Source organism: Microtetraspora glauca (genome assembly GCF_040656155.1).
GTDB classification, from domain to species: Bacteria; Actinomycetota; Actinomycetes; order Streptosporangiales; family Streptosporangiaceae; genus Microtetraspora; species Microtetraspora glauca.
The window spans coordinates 1-13,682 of sequence record NZ_JBFALK010000035.1; the positions used below are offsets into that span (position 1 = coordinate 1).

Here is a 13,682-nt window from a genome sequence, read left to right on the forward strand (position 1 = left end):
GCACGATCCACGGCGGCTGTTCACCCTTCCTCACGAGCGGATCAACGATCAGCAGGCCGCCTGGATACGGTGGAGATCATTTTGTTAGGAGTTGTAACTGGGATCAACCTGGACCTGTGCGGTTTCACTCCCTTCACCGGCAGGCTCCATTGCGGCTATGCAGAGGCATACTCTGCTCCAATCAGCAGGCCCAAGTTTCACCCCCGGCCTCACCACCGGGTTCCATTGCGGCAGCGTCCAGCCGCGCTGGGTGACGACGTCGCTCAACCGCTTCTCCCCGGACTCACCGCCGGGCCCCATTGCGGCCGGCACGCCACGCGAAGTGGTTCGGAACCTCAAGCTCTCATGGTTCCCCTGATAGGTTCCGAACTACAACGATCCGTTTCGGGCATAAATCGCCCTGCGATGTCGTGTTATGGCGCTTACCTTCAGCTATTTTCGCAGCTTGCGAAAGCCGAGCATGTGAGCCCACTGGGTCACCCGAAGCTCGGCCAGTTCCTCGAAGCGGCTGCCCGGCATGCCCTGGTGGACATGCTGGCCTACCGGAGGGCGTTCGATCCGGCATTGGCAGCCGCGGGCCAGCCCTTCGGGGTGGGGGTCGCCTGGGGTGCAGGTTTGACCCCGGCAGTCCAGGAGGAAGTGGTGCTGTGTACACCCGACACGCTGAGCCAGGCCATCGAGCAAATTGTCCTATAGAGGTCCGCGTTGCCTTGCCCGGGCACAGTCCCTAAACGTGGTCTTCTCCCTGCAAACCCGGTTGGGTGCGAGCGGCCGGATCGCCTGGTTTCTCGCGCGGTGTCTGCGCTTCGGGCGGAAATATGATTGTGGGGTAGGAGCCCTCGGGTAGTAAGGGAGGCACATCCCAAGACGCGACCCGGGAAAAGTCTAGTGTAAGGTGCCCGTTGTCGGGAAAGTATGCCGGCCTTAAGTGAACTTCGCCACCAGAGAACCTTGCCCTATTGAAGGTTATTCCGCCACGGGAAAACTCTGAGGCGGCAAAGGATACTCTGCCGCCCGAAAATGTGACGTCTGTGAAAAAGATATGGGGCACCCTTTCGAGGTGAGTGAATAGAACTTCTCCTGCGGAAAAAGTTGCGGACTCAAAAAATAGGTCAGCGCGCGTGAATCTCGCACCGACGAACGAGACTAGTGCTCCAGAAAACTGAGCCTCGCGGAAGAACGTCTCGCCGCCGTCGAACTCTGCATCGTCAAATGAGACTCGCCCGCCAGAGAATACCGCCCCAGTGAAGTCAGGGCCTGAATTGAAGGTGGCTCCTGTGAAATCGAAGTTGTACCCGTGCCAAGGAACCGAAGCATCCGCACGTAGCCGAGAGGCTATCTCTCGCACTGCAGTGGCGCGAACCTCGGTTATGCCCTTCCAGGCGGCCACGGCTGCTGGTTCATCTTCATCCTCCGGTTCTGGTTCGGCCGGTATGCGAACGTAGGCGCACAACACATCGATGCACATCTGGCGTTCACCCTCCCAGTCGTCCGCTAGAGCAGCCAGGGCGTGGATGCCAGCCAAACGTACTGCAGGGCTGTCGTGGCCAAGTTTGTCCGTTGCCTTATCAAACCGTTCGATGTACAGCTTCGCCTGTTCGCGCTTCTCCCCATCTTCGGTGAGGCGCTGTTTGCGGTAGGCGACGACCAAGGCGACTACCCCGCCGATGCCAGCCACGATGCTGAGAGAGATTTTTATGACTTCCAGCAGATTGGCCACGGTGGTGGGCTGGGCGGGCCTATTGGGTATCGCAAGCCAGACTAGCGCTGCCCAGGCTAGACCAGCTGCCGTGATAATCGCTACCAGGAGGGTAAGCGTAAGCGCCACCCACATGGGCATGAGACCCTTACTCCTGGACGGCGCAGAAACGTGTCTCGGTCGCGTCGCTAACCTTGGCATGGCCCTACAATGCCACAAAGATCGGGCCCGTGGACGGCTGCAGTGACTACTGCAGGGTTACGGCTGATCCGAGCGCTAACCTAACCCTTAAGACGGTGCACCTCGGCTCTACGATTTTCCTTTCTAGCTGCCTACGGCTGAGCGGCTTGGGCTAAAAGGGACTGCGCACCAGCTGAGCGGCAGACCGTCCTTGAGGCTATGCGTGACCACGTCGATAATTGGCTGCTGACGCTGCAGATGCTTCCATGCCAGTATGCGATCTGTAGGGTGGCCGCACCCGTGCGGCCACCCTTAACACAGCTACGCCGCCTGGCGGCGGGGCGTCCACGACCGCCCGCCCACAAGCGGGAGCCGGATGTTGTCGAGCGGATCGAGGGCACGTCCCGCCCAGCCTTCGCAGAGCAGGACTTTCTCATGCCGCAGCTCATCCGGTACTCGGATCAGCCCGACACCGGTCCATGCCTGCCGCGCGATCGTGCCGGGGGCAAGGTGGGCTCTGATCCTATTCCGCAGGGCGGGAGAGGAGCGGTCGACCGAGCCGACGTAGCGAACCGTGTAGGCGTCGTCGGTGATGACGTACACCGCGCTGGTCACCTCGCCGTATACGTGACCGCGGAGGACCTCCTCGACCGGGACGATGATGGGGAAGAGCGAGCCCGTAACGACGCCCAGGGGGTTGTACGGCTGCGGATGGCCGATCCCCGGGATGAGGTTCGACAGGACGTCATGGACCTGGCGGGCCCGGGCCATGTCGAAGGTGATAGCCGGACGGGTCACTCTTCGTCACCGTCCCCGATGTCCATGTTGCCGTTGAGGACCTCGTGCGCCGTGTGCCAGTTGGACAGCTGCTTGCTCAGCCTGCTGAGGCGGTGCCTGAGCTTGTCGGGGTCCTGCAGGCCGTGCAGCGCAACGTACGGCTTGCCCTTCTTATCGGTATCCACGGCGTCGGCATGTGTCCCAATCCGGCCGACCGTATCCTCAAGTTCGTCGGTGAGTTCGCGAGCATGGAGTGCGTCCTGGGCGACGCGGGCCCGTGCGCTGTCATCCTCTCCTTGCCGATCCTTGTCGGCCTTAGCGGCCGCACCGGCGAGCCAGGCTCGCAACTTTGCGTCGGTGAGAACGTCGTCCTCTGCAGGCTCGGTGTCGAGATCCTGGACCGCGGGGGCGTCAGCGTCCAGCAAGCGCACCTTAAGCCCTTTGCGTCCGTCGAATATAGCCTGCGCCAGTTGATTGAGGCCGGCCGTGGTTGTGCCGAGGTGCTCGATGATCTGGGTGGGCTCACGGTTGTCCCCGCCCGCCTTGCCGCCGACCGGGCTGCGGCCCAGGCCGAGATTGCGGCCGAAGAACAGGTAGAACCCGCCCCGCAACGTGATTTGCCGCATCGCCGGACCCCACACAGGCGGATCACCACGCCGCTTGACCCGCTCGAACTCCTCGAGTTCGGCGAGCGCAGCGGAAAGCAATTCCGGTACAGGCGCGTCGTCGAAGACGACGCCCTTGAGTCGGGGGTTGCGCAGCGCGCGTTCCAGCGCGGACTTGCGCAGCTCCCGATCCCCGACACCCGAATCGACCACGCGCATGATGACCTGCGCAGCGAGTTCGGACCGCAACCCCTTTCTCCGGTCGTCCGGGGCGATCACGCCACGGCTGGCGATCGCCGGAAAGATCAACCGGTCGATGGGGGACCGGGGCGTGGGCAGGAAGACCGCGGCGGCCACCACGGCGACGTCGTCGCCGTGGAAGTTGCCGGCGTCGACGAGCGGGCGGGGATTTTCCAGCAGCTCCAGCAGGTCCCGCTGCGCGACGGTGGGGTGCTCGGGCAGAAGTCCCCGACGGGCTACCTCGGCGATCACTGCCTCAGCGCGCGTCTCGTTCTTCGTGTCGATGGTGAACTCAAGCTGCTTGTCCAGGTGCCGCTCGCTGACCAGACGCCGCCGGACCTCGTCGATTCCCAGGCCTTCGGTGTCACGGACCGCGAGGACAAGCATGGTCTTGGGCATCACAGCCCGCAGCACCGCCTGGGACTCCTCCTCGCTGACCGGCTTCCCCGCACCGATCTTCTCGGCGACGGCCACGAGCTTGTCCCGCATCAACTTGAGCGGGTGATCCTTGAACTCCTTGGTAGTCGTCGGCGGGTACTCCAGCCACCAGTCCAGCACGTCGGGCACCGTGATGCCGCTGTGCTGCTGCGCGAACAGGGTCCTGCTGTAGCAGTCGGTGCTGTCGAACCCACCAATCCGCTGCTTGCCAGGCAGGTCGATAACCACGGGGAAGAGCACGCCACCGCGACGGATACCGTTGCGGCGAATGTCTTCACCGTACGGGCTGCGGCGGTCGATGTGACCATCGACCACCTGCAACTGCTCGGCGATATAGGTCCTCGCGGCAGCCACCGACGCATGCGCCGACAGGTCCGCCCGCAGAGCCCTGTTGTCTTCGAGGCTGGTGTACCGCGGAAGATTAAACTTGCCTCGGTACCGGTGTTCCTCAGCGCGCATGTTCTCCAGGGACCGCAGGATGAATGCGGTCAACACGTCGGCCTCGATCGCGTGGCCGAGGACCCCGCGCACGATGATCTCCTCGCGTGAGGCCGCCGCGCGCAATGCGGACACCATCGCCTGCGGGTCAGCTGCCAACCACGGCAGGGTGGACGCGACCTCGGGCGGCGATCCCAGGTCGATCGCGCTCTGTCGAATTGCCTTGTATTGCCCAAAGGTCATCTGCTTGAGACGTTTTGCGCGCGCCTCCAACTCGATGAGGGCGATACCTTGCACCTCATCCTCGGAGGTCTGGGAGATGAGCTCCGTCATCTTCGCTCCTTCGCGGATCTAGCACGCCGTGCGCTGCACGGCGCCCCTACTGGCCGTGCGATCAACGCGAAGGGCAAGCTCCCCTTCATGCCACGTTCCCGTCCGCGGGGCCCTGGCAGGGTGCCAAGGCCTGACAGCCGGAGCACTTCCACTTTCGAGCGAGGCTGTCCGAGCGCCACCGGCCTGCGATGGCGTAGTCGTCCGTCCCGTATGAGATCCACGGAGCGGGCCCGTCGAGAAGGGGGAGCACTATCGCCGTCGAAGACGGTAGCAGCCATCTCCGACAAAACCTCTCGCTTCTCAACAAGACGCCCGCCGACGGAGGTGATGGTCACCACGGACGCCTCGGTTAACCTTCCCGAAGTGACTGATAACCTGCACGGTCCGCCGTCATCGTTGATCTCGTGGTGAACCGTGACGAATCAGGCCTCAGCCTGGACCTCGGGAGACCCGCTCGCGGTGAAGGACTACGACTCGCCCGAATCGGATCCGTCCGACGGCACCGACAGTCAGAGAGAGCAAGCAGACCGATGGCCATGGCTGAGGTGACAGCGGTGGTGACAGCAACGTCGGCAACCAATGAGACCTTGCGGCAGTCGTACGCGACCGTCTGACCACGGTCTTCAGTGTGCGGACTGGGTGATCGTTCCGCCTGAAAAGCGGACGTTCACTAACCTGGCTCGTGCCTGATGCGGCCGAGTGTCAGCCTTCAGTCGAACTGGGCTTCCAGCGTGCCGCTGCTACGCAGATCTTCCAACTCCGCTGAGGTGATGGTTACAGCCCGGGCAATGCGTTCACTACATGGGCAAATCCAGACGCCCGGGCCGGACTGCACGTCGACCACCGTGCCAGGCGGTGTCGGCTCTCTGCTCGGGTTCTCCGGATGGGGTTCCCGGAACACCACCACATGCCCGCATGGCTCATGCCGATATCCAACGTCGACCTGCTTCACGGCAAGCCATGCTAGGCCTCTGCGAGCCGCAACGCAGAGGTGTCTTACTCATTGAGGCTTCAGATGACTGGCAGCACGGGGTTACTTCTGAGGCCGTTCCCGGGGGTCGTACGGAAACAACCGCGACGACTTCACGATCTCGAACATCGCCCTCACCCGGCCAGCGGCACGGCCGCAGGCCAGATGCTGACGTCTTCCTACGGCATGGGGGACGGCAACTGCGGCAACAACGTGAACCCGCTGACTGGGTCGACCTCGAGTTCCTTGTGGACGCGCCGGCCCGCGGCCTTTCGCGCGGATCCCGACACCACCGCCCTCAAGGACGGCAAGCACACCATCGCCGCGGCGTCGGCCGCCGGCACGGTCGCCACACGCGTCCTGATCACCGAGAACGATCGTCAGTCACCGAGCCAGGTGGTGACCGATTGTGGGCGTGCGAGACATGCACGGGATGATCAAGCACGACGTGATCAATGAATACGATGTCGTCGCAGGTCGAGACCACCTGCCAACCAGAAGAACCAACGCTCTCCTAAAGCGGGTGCCGTAGGTCTCCCTTCAGCCACCGGTTGGAAAGATGCCTCCGCATGCAAAACACAGAGGCGTGTGACTCCTTGGGGCGGCGGCTGTGCCAGCCTCCAGCACCAAGGTATCCTCGGCGCAACCTGGACACCTCTGGATTGGCCAGGTCGCTAAATCTTCGTAGCCCGGCTCCCATTCTTTGCCTAGAGCAATCCCGACGTAGAACTGCGCCAAGTTCACGGGATTGCGGTGCTCTTCATCACAGAATCGGCAGCGAAGCGGTGCAGACCCCACGACCAGGGCCAGTTGGCCGCAATCGGGGCAGCTCACAGTTCGCTCGGCATGTGGGGCAAGCACGGGACTGAGCCGGTCCATGCGGGCCTGAATGAGGGCTCGTATGTGGCTGAGCCGACTGCGGATGTGGTAAGCGGTCTCGTAGGCGTACTCCGCATCCTCGCCACTCAGACCTGGCATCAGGTACTCGTTGATGAACAGTAGGAGGAAGTCCAGTATGTGCGCGGCGCGCGACTCCACTGCCGGCGCCGGCGCTATCAGACCGTAGTGCTGGAGGGCATTACGCCACTTGGTGAGTTGGCTGATTTCATCCGTGGCCGACTTGGGGAGTTCAACCGCGAGGATGTTGCGCAGGCGAATGATGGCCTCGCTGGTAGCGCAGCTCTCGAAGGCACCGCTCTCGAAGCGACCTCGGTCCGCGCGTCCAGGATCCTTGAAGACCAGGCTCCAGTGCTCCTGGAGTAGACGAGCCTTCAAGAGCACTTCAGTAGCGGCCTGCAGGTGCAGTACCGCATACTTCAGGTTGCGTGGGTTGGGCTCCCCGGACAAGTGATCCACCACGCTGTCGAGGTAGTCCAGCCCATTCAGGATCGGCGGGTAGTACAGGTGTGCGTGCCCGTCAGCTTGCCTCTCCGTCATGGCCGGAGCTTACCGGCGAGATGCAGAGAGATATAGGGAGCGATCATGGAGACCGCGGGCGCAGTAGGCGCGGGATATATGCGGGATGATCTTCCTGGGCTCTTCCTCTACTCGAAGCTGAGCCCCAGGTCAGAGGTCGTACGGGTGGAGTAACCGTAGTGCTCTTGAAAACCGCTAGGGGCTTGACGCTCCTCGTGGGTTCGAATCCCACGCTCTCCGCTCCCATCTCCGACAACGGCGTCTGACCAGCGTTTCGCTACGGTTGGACGCCGTTGATCGTTTCCACCCATGTGCAGTCGTAGGCCACCGAGAGCAGCCCCCGGCCGCTGTTCCCGGGATATATCCGGGATGGATCACGGCGCGTTTTCGCAGGTGGGCTAGCCCTTCGAGGCCGGCTTCCACTCCTGGACGAGGAGCCCGAGCAGCACCTGGTCCAGGAACTCGCCCATCACCCAGGCCGAGGAGCGCAGCACGCCCTCGCGGACGAAGCCGTTGCGCTCGGCGGAGCGCAACATCGCGGCGTTGTCCGACAGCGTCTCGATCTGCAGTCGCTGCAGGCCGCGCACGACGAAACCGTAGTGGCACAGCACCGCGACCACGTCGGTGCCGTAGCCCTTGCCGCGGGCCGACGGCAGCAGCCCCAGCCCGATGTGCGCGGACCGGTGGTGGTTGTCGATGCCCCACAGCGTCGCGGTGCCGATCAGCGTGCCGCCGTCCAGCTCCACCACGGAGAACGGGACGTGCCCTTGCTCCTTGTCGTCCACCACGAGCCGCGAGTCCTTCGAGCCGGGCGTGATCGGCCGCCACGGCCGCCCTTCGGACCGCGCGGAATTGACCACGTCGTCGTAGAGCTCGGTCCGCAGGATCGGGATGTCGTCCTCGTGCCGGGCCCTGAGCCCGACTTTGCTGCCTTTTAGCACCCAAGCTTCCTATCCGGCCAGGCTGGCCGGCGGCAAACAAATTAGCGGGGGTTTCGCCCTGGATTCGGCGGAACAGGGGAGGTGCATGGGCCTGTTGGTGCGGAGCGGACATGCGCGGGAAGACCGAGCTGGGAGCTACCGGCCAGGTCCGATGGTGCTGTGCGCAGTCAGCTCGGGTTTCCGGTCAGGCGCCGTTCGCGATGCTCTCCTGTTGTCAACGACGCTCAGTTTTCACGTGTCGTCGACACCTGTTTCGTGCGACTCCTTCGGGCAGGACTGTCGGAAGTCGCTGTTAGGTTGCTGCACAAGTTGAAACGGCCAGGTGATAGGGAGAGAGTCGATGTCGGGTGTGGCGTTGCGGGGTGTTGAGGACGGCGACCTGGATGCGCTGTTCCACCAGATGCGCGATCCCCAGTCGGTTCAGATGGCCGCCTTCACTTCCAAGGACCCCGACGATCGCCAAGCGTTCGATGCGCACATGTCGAAGCTGAGGACGTCCCCCGATGTCATCCTGCGTGCGGTGACCCGGGATGGTCACCTGGTCGGCAGCATCGGCAGCTTCGTCATCGAAGGGGACACCGAGGTCACCTACTGGATCGACCGCGCGGCGTGGGGGCAAGGAGTCGCCACCCAAGCTCTCGCCCAGTTCCTTGAGCTCGTCCCCGTCCGCCCGCTGTATGCCCGTGCCGCCAGTGACAACCTCGGTTCGCTCAGGGTCCTGCAGAAGGCCGGTTTCACGATCACCGGCACCGAGACCTCGTACGCGCCCGCGCGAAACGCTGAAATTGAGGAAAGCATCCTGCGCCTGGGCTAGGCGAAACGAAGAGGGCCCCGGGATGACCGGGACCCTCTGACGCTACCTTGCGCCCTCATGTCTCGAAGGCGTCGTCTATCCGCCGGTTGGCGATCTCTACACCGGCGTCGATGCACTTCGCATAGACCCTGAGCAACACGTCCGCGCCATGCCCGGCGCGTTCGGACACCTCTGGAGCGGCTACCCCTGCGTTGAGCCAGAGCGAGACGGCTGCGTGCCGGAGATCGTAAGGCCGGGCCGCCGGTGGGGACGCGACCTGTTCCGGCGTCAGCGCCAGGATCTGAGCTTTGTGCATGCCTCGCAGTAGGTGCCGATGGAAATCACGCCACCCCGCGAGGTACGGAACAGTCGCCCGTCTTCGTGAACGCCGAACTCTGCGATGTGCTCGCGGAGGATGGCCACACACGACGGGCACTGTCGATTACCCTCGACCCCAGGTCTTCGATGGGCAACAGGGCGACTGCTACACCTGAAAAGCGGAAGGTCGGCAGTTCGACAGTGCCCCTGACTACACTCTCTGAACAGCCCAATCGCCCCAAACCGATCATCGTTCGGGGCTTTTTGATCTCCAGTGGCAGCAACGCTGACAGCAACGGATTCGCAGTCCACCTCCTGTGCGCCTCAAGCGGCCGCGGCCCGGACAGGCGACCGGCCTGTCCGGGGTTCGCGCCCGCACCTGGATCCACTCGCCCTCGTCCGCCACGTTCTTCACGACCAGTGGCGATAACCCGGAGAACACCACATTCACAAGCTCGTCGAGATCATGCACGATTTACCGTCGTGCCGGGACGTTCCGTCACCACCGAATCTGCGACAGAGCCGTTGTTCTTACAGTCCCGCTCGTTTCGTAGCGGTAGGAGTTCAGGGCCGTGTCGTGAGGTCTGACTTCGTGTCGGCGTTCGGCGGCGGTGCGCGGCGGTGGCTCCGCCTCGGCGTACGTGGTGCGGCGGCGCCGGTGGTCGCGTTTTCGTCCCGGGGCGGGTCAGCGCGTGATCATCTCGTCCGGTTGTCCCGGCGTGTTTGGTTCATGTGGTCCGGGGTCCGGCCGGCGCCCGCGGTTGCGTAGCGACCTGAACTGATCGGCCGCCTGGCCGAGCAGGTAGTACAACTGATCGGCCGCCTGGCCGAGCCGGTAGTACAGCCGTGGTGGGACGTGCGGGAGGAGCGGGGAGCGCCGCTGGCCGAGCAGTTCGAACAGTTGCTCCGGTGGAAGGCCGACGTAGCGCGGGAGGTTCTCGTACCATCGGGCGCTATAGCGGGCCGCTCTCAGGGAGAGGCGGATCGCGGCTTGGCGTTCCCGGTCGTAGCGGGCGAGGGCGGCCTGGAGTTGCGTCTCCCCGTGTAATGCGTTGACCAGGAAGGCGGCGTCTTCCAGTGCGAGGGCGGTGCCGGCGCCGATGGAGTAATGGGTGGTGTGCGCGGCGTCTCCGAGCAGGACGAGGTTGTCGTGGTACCACGTCCGGTTGGTCAGGGTACGGAAGTTCAGCCATTGTGTGCCGTCTTCGGTGTGCGCCTGGGCGATCAGCGGGTGTCCGTCCAGGATGTCGGCGAAGAGTTTCTCCAGGAGGGCCAGGCTGTCGGCTTTGTTCGCCTGGTGGAGTCCGAGTCCTTTCCAGGTGGTGGGGGAGCATTCGATGACGCAGGTGCTGTGGTCTTTGCTGAATCCGTAGCCGTAGCACCAGATCCAGCCGTGCTCGGTCTCCACGAAGGTGAAGGTGAAGGAGCGGAAGACCTTGGTGGTGCCGAGCCAGGCGTAGACGTTGCGTCCGACCGTGATCTCGGAGCCGAAGTGGTCGGTGTGGCGTTCGCGCAGCAGGCTGTTGACGCCGTCGCCGGCGACGACGAGGTCGGCGTCGGCGAGTTCGTCCTTGTCGGTGATCTCGTGTTCGAACTCGATGTGCACGCCGAGGGAGCGGGCGCGTTCGGTGAGGATGTCGAGCAGTTGATGCCGGCCGATGCCGAAGCCTTCGCCCCAGTCTTCCCCTGCCACCGTCGCCACCGTGGCGCGGTCATAAACGTGCATCTCCCAGCTGTCCCAGTGGACTGAGTTCTCCTCGATGGTGCGTGCGGATTCGGGGTCGGCGCCGTGGAGGTAGTCGAGTAGTCCGTCCCAGTAGGTCACGCCCCAGCCGTATGTCGAACCGGCTGGGTTCCGCTCGTGGACGGTGATGTCGTGGGATGGGTCCACCCGTTTCATCAGGATCGAGAAGTACAGGCTGGCGGGTCCGCCGCCGACGCAGGCGATCTTCACAATAACCCCCGTTGTTACGCATTGTGATTAATTAGCATCATAGAGTAGCAGGCAGTGGTGTCTACCCAGGTCATCAAGCCAGGCGCCGAGCCGCCAGGGCACGTGCGCGTCCCGGTGGTCGCGGAACTCCGGCACGAGCGGCTCGTCCGGCCCGATGTGTTCCGGGAAGATCCGGCGAGGTAGGCGGAGAGCAGGCTCCCGGCGTTCGGCGACGACGGCCACGCTGCGCGCCCCGGTGTAGCCCACTCCCAGCCCGACGTCGAAGTAGATGTTCGGGTACACCTGGGCGAGGAAGCCGGCGTTGCGGTGGAAGGGGTAGCAGTGCAGCAGCAGCGGGTCGGAGCGGTGCAGGTCGACGTCGGGGTCGCCGTAGCCGATGTGGAGCTGCGGTGGCAGCCCGCGCTCGACGCCCTTCCATGGGTCAGACTCCGAACGCGGCCGGGTAGCGGATGGTGCCGCACGGCACGGGCCGGGTGGTCGAAGACGAGCGCCATCATGTACTTGTCCTCGACGTCGAAGGGCGGCCGGATGGCATGGCGCGAGGCCGGGCCGAAGCCGAAGCGGGGATAGTACTCGGCGTGGCCGAGCGCGAGCACGAGGTTAGCGATCAGCGGATTATGGAAGTGCGCGCCCATCGGGTGCCGTCGGTGATGTTGGTGAAGCCGAGCAGGCGTAGCGCGCCGATCGCGTAGCTGCGATTTCGACATTCGCCGACGCGACCGACGGGGAGGCGTCCTCAGGGAGTACCACCATGCGGATTTACCTGGCCGGATGAATAATCGGCACCCGCACCGTATCGGACATCAGGCTCAGAGAAGGGCGCTTCCGGTGACTCCCGTCACGCCGGCCACGTCCCGCGAGTCCCCCCGCGGCCGGTGGCCGCGGGGGGACGGACGTCAGCTTCCGGACCTGAGGGGCCGGAAGAAGGCGCGCAGCTCGTTGGCGACCTGTTCGGGTTCCTCATGAGCCATGAAGTGCCCTCCCCGTTCCGGGGTGCTCCAGTGGCGCAGGTCGGTGCAGAGACGTTCGGTGAGGCTCCGGGGGATGTTCGCGTAGGCCGGTTCGTTGCTCAGCGTCACCGCGCTGGGCACCGTGATGTTCGGGACCGGTCTGTTCTGGGGGTAGTCGTAGTACTGCCGGAAGGATGAGCCGATGGTGCCGGTGGCCCAGTAGAGGGTCGCGATCGTCAGCAGGGTGTCCTTGTCCCAGCGGGTCTCCAGGTCGCCGCCGCAGTCGCTCCAGTCGCGATACTTGTCGATGATCCATGCGACGAGTCCCGCCGGGGAGTCCGCCAGTGCGGCGGCGATCGTGTCCGGCCGGGTGCACATGATCTCGCTGTAGCCCTGGTCCGTGGCGTCGTACGCGCTGAGGGCTTCGAGGTATGCCGCCTCCTCGGCGGTCGGCGGCTGCTCCCGGAAGTCGGTCGTGATCACTGCGGAGGTGACGTGGACGCCGACGACCTCGCCCGGGTAGAGGGCGCCGAGCCACTGCGTCACCCCGCCCCCGATGTCACCGCCGAAGGCCCCGAAGCGCGGGTAGCCGAGGGTCTCGGTCATGAGCGTGTGCCAGGTCTCGGCGACGCCCCTGCGGGTGAACGGCCCTTGCGGCAGCTCGGAGTACAGGAAACCGGGCAGCGAGGGAATGACCACGTCGAATGCGTCAGCGGGGTCACCGCCGTGGCCAGCCGGGTCGGCCAGCCGCTCGGCGACTCGCAGCATTTCCACGAAGCTGCTTGGCCAGCCGTGGGTCAGGATCAGCGGCAACGGCGCGGGCGCGCCTTCGGCGCCTCTGCCGCGCAGGTGCACGAAGTGCACCTGCTGTCCGGCGATCTCGGCGATGTGATGCGGGTAGGCGTTGAGCGCCGTCTCGGCCGCGCGCCAGTCGAATCCGTCCGCCCAGTACGTGACGAGCTCGCGCAGGTAGCCGGGATCGGTCCCGGCGGCCCAGTAGGTGGTGTCTGACGCCGCCGTGAAGAGGGTGCGGGCGAGGCGCGTACGCAGGTCGTTCAGGACATCATCGGATACGGAGATCTGAAAGGGCTTGACTGTCATTGTTCCTTCGTTCAGGAGTGCTCGACGGGCGGGCGCTCCTGAGTGCCGGTCAGACAGACGCAGCGGCCAGGAGTGCCCGGACAGGGTGGTTCGTGGTCATCGGGCTCACCTCCTCGCGTTACGTGGCTTGGGAGACTATATCCCTATTGGGTTCGCAGATCATGACTTTATTGCCGTTTCGGGGTGGCCTGCGGCCTCATCTCGGTTAATCCGCCTGCTCGGCGGGCCGTCACGCAGACAATGACGAGTGGGCTTGCCTCGACCGCGCTCTTGATCGAGCCGGCCAGGGTGGCGCCGTTGGCGACGAGATCGTCAGCCTTGGCCGACGAGCGGTTCCAGACGGTGATCGGGTGACCATTCGCAAGAGGTCCGTGGCCAACGCATGGTCCATCAGTCCCAGTGGTGGTCGATCCCGCGGCCGATCACGTGTGGCCGGCGGGTGGCGGCTGGAGACGACGACGGCGGGGACCGGCCGCCTGATCCGGGGGAATGACGGATCCCTCTCGAGAGGGATGTGGGAGTTCGCTCG

Annotated in this window: 14 protein-coding genes and 1 pseudogene; 4 read left to right on the forward strand and 11 right to left on the reverse strand. The window is 64.5% G+C overall.

Annotated features, from left to right (window positions below; translation table 11 throughout):
• Positions 1–462 precede the first annotated feature (462 nt).
• Complete coding sequence (locus AB0I59_RS39745) at positions 463–696, forward strand: hypothetical protein (protein WP_358141736.1); 234 nt, start codon at positions 463–465, stop codon at positions 694–696.
• A gap of 31 nt (positions 697–727) precedes the next feature.
• Here AB0I59_RS39745 and AB0I59_RS39750 read toward each other — a convergent pair whose 3' ends face one another.
• From AB0I59_RS39750 to AB0I59_RS39765, 4 genes are all read right to left on the reverse strand, one after another.
• On the reverse strand, positions 728–1,720 hold the full coding sequence (locus AB0I59_RS39750; RefSeq protein ID WP_358141739.1) for a hypothetical protein: 993 nt from the start codon (positions 1,718–1,720) through the stop codon (positions 728–730).
• 480 nt (positions 1,721–2,200) lie between these two features.
• Positions 2,201–2,677 (reverse strand): GIY-YIG nuclease family protein, encoded by a 477-nt coding sequence (locus AB0I59_RS39755; protein ID WP_358141742.1) that lies wholly within the window; start codon positions 2,675–2,677, stop codon positions 2,201–2,203.
• A complete protein-coding gene (locus AB0I59_RS39760) occupies positions 2,674–4,710 on the reverse strand; it encodes a hypothetical protein (RefSeq protein ID WP_358141745.1) in 2,037 nt (678 codons plus the stop codon). Before AB0I59_RS39760 ends, AB0I59_RS39755 begins: the two co-directional genes overlap by 4 nt.
• Before the next feature lie 709 nt (positions 4,711–5,419).
• Positions 5,420–5,662 carry a hypothetical protein gene (locus tag AB0I59_RS39765; protein ID WP_358141747.1) on the reverse strand — a complete coding sequence of 81 codons (243 nt, stop codon included), beginning with the start codon at positions 5,660–5,662 and terminating at the stop codon, positions 5,420–5,422.
• Between the two features lie 183 nt (positions 5,663–5,845).
• Here AB0I59_RS39765 and AB0I59_RS39770 point away from each other — a divergent pair, with 183 nt between their 5' ends.
• Positions 5,846–6,139 carry a hypothetical protein gene (locus AB0I59_RS39770; protein WP_358141751.1) on the forward strand — a complete coding sequence of 98 codons (294 nt, stop codon included), beginning with the start codon at positions 5,846–5,848 and terminating at the stop codon, positions 6,137–6,139.
• Positions 6,140–6,220: 81 nt separating this feature from the next.
• Here the strand turns inward: AB0I59_RS39770 and AB0I59_RS39775 are convergent, their stop codons facing one another.
• Both AB0I59_RS39775 and AB0I59_RS39780 read right to left on the reverse strand, forming a co-directional pair.
• Positions 6,221–7,117 carry a hypothetical protein gene (locus AB0I59_RS39775; RefSeq protein WP_358141754.1) on the reverse strand — a complete coding sequence of 299 codons (897 nt, stop codon included), beginning with the start codon at positions 7,115–7,117 and terminating at the stop codon, positions 6,221–6,223.
• A gap of 377 nt (positions 7,118–7,494) precedes the next feature.
• On the reverse strand, positions 7,495–8,037 hold the full coding sequence (locus tag AB0I59_RS39780; RefSeq protein WP_358141757.1) for a GNAT family N-acetyltransferase: 543 nt from the start codon (positions 8,035–8,037) through the stop codon (positions 7,495–7,497).
• A 340-nt stretch (positions 8,038–8,377) separates the two neighbouring features.
• Between AB0I59_RS39780 and AB0I59_RS39785 the strand changes: the two genes are divergently transcribed.
• Positions 8,378–8,851 (forward strand): GNAT family N-acetyltransferase, encoded by a 474-nt coding sequence (locus AB0I59_RS39785; protein WP_358141760.1) that lies wholly within the window; start codon positions 8,378–8,380, stop codon positions 8,849–8,851.
• Between the two features lie 55 nt (positions 8,852–8,906).
• On the opposite strand, the gene AB0I59_RS39790 is transcribed toward AB0I59_RS39785, so the two are convergent.
• From AB0I59_RS39790 to AB0I59_RS39800, 3 genes are all read right to left on the reverse strand, one after another.
• A complete protein-coding gene (locus tag AB0I59_RS39790; protein ID WP_358141763.1) occupies positions 8,907–9,146 on the reverse strand; it encodes a site-specific integrase in 240 nt (79 codons plus the stop codon).
• Positions 9,147–9,833: 687 nt separating this feature from the next.
• Positions 9,834–11,102 carry an FAD-dependent monooxygenase gene (locus tag AB0I59_RS39795; RefSeq protein WP_358141766.1) on the reverse strand — a complete coding sequence of 423 codons (1,269 nt, stop codon included), beginning with the start codon at positions 11,100–11,102 and terminating at the stop codon, positions 9,834–9,836.
• A 27-nt stretch (positions 11,103–11,129) separates the two neighbouring features.
• Positions 11,130–11,384 carry a hypothetical protein gene (locus AB0I59_RS39800; RefSeq protein ID WP_358141768.1) on the reverse strand — a complete coding sequence of 85 codons (255 nt, stop codon included), beginning with the start codon at positions 11,382–11,384 and terminating at the stop codon, positions 11,130–11,132.
• A gap of 167 nt (positions 11,385–11,551) precedes the next feature.
• Between AB0I59_RS39800 and AB0I59_RS42205 the strand changes: the two genes are divergently transcribed.
• The gene (locus tag AB0I59_RS42205) at positions 11,552–11,794 is read left to right on the forward strand and encodes a hypothetical protein (protein WP_435831188.1); all 243 of its coding nucleotides are present in this window, start codon (positions 11,552–11,554) and stop codon (positions 11,792–11,794) included.
• Positions 11,795–11,998: 204 nt separating this feature from the next.
• Here the strand turns inward: AB0I59_RS42205 and AB0I59_RS39810 are convergent, their stop codons facing one another.
• Both AB0I59_RS39810 and AB0I59_RS39815 read right to left on the reverse strand, forming a co-directional pair.
• Positions 11,999–13,153 (reverse strand): epoxide hydrolase family protein, encoded by a 1,155-nt coding sequence (locus AB0I59_RS39810; RefSeq protein WP_061255836.1) that lies wholly within the window; start codon positions 13,151–13,153, stop codon positions 11,999–12,001.
• Positions 13,154–13,320: 167 nt separating this feature from the next.
• Positions 13,321–13,503, reverse strand: a pseudogene (locus AB0I59_RS39815) (NAD(P)-binding domain-containing protein); the annotation flags it as partial.
• Positions 13,504–13,682 lie beyond the last annotated feature (179 nt).

Excerpts from the sequence above, each read along its gene's own strand:
- AB0I59_RS39760 (WP_358141745.1), bottom strand. The coding sequence starts at position 4,710 with ATGACGGAGCTCATCTCCCAGACCTCCGAGGATGAGGTGCAAGGTATC.
- AB0I59_RS39770 (WP_358141751.1), top strand. The coding sequence starts at position 5,846 with ATGCTGACGTCTTCCTACGGCATGGGGGACGGCAACTGCGGCAACAAC.
- AB0I59_RS39775 (WP_358141754.1), bottom strand. The coding sequence starts at position 7,117 with ATGACGGAGAGGCAAGCTGACGGGCACGCACACCTGTACTACCCGCCG.
- AB0I59_RS39785 (WP_358141760.1), top strand. The coding sequence starts at position 8,378 with ATGTCGGGTGTGGCGTTGCGGGGTGTTGAGGACGGCGACCTGGATGCG.
- AB0I59_RS39790 (WP_358141763.1), bottom strand. The coding sequence starts at position 9,146 with ATGCACAAAGCTCAGATCCTGGCGCTGACGCCGGAACAGGTCGCGTCC.
- AB0I59_RS42205 (WP_435831188.1), top strand. The coding sequence starts at position 11,552 with ATGGTGCCGCACGGCACGGGCCGGGTGGTCGAAGACGAGCGCCATCAT.
- AB0I59_RS39810 (WP_061255836.1), bottom strand. The coding sequence starts at position 13,153 with ATGACAGTCAAGCCCTTTCAGATCTCCGTATCCGATGATGTCCTGAAC.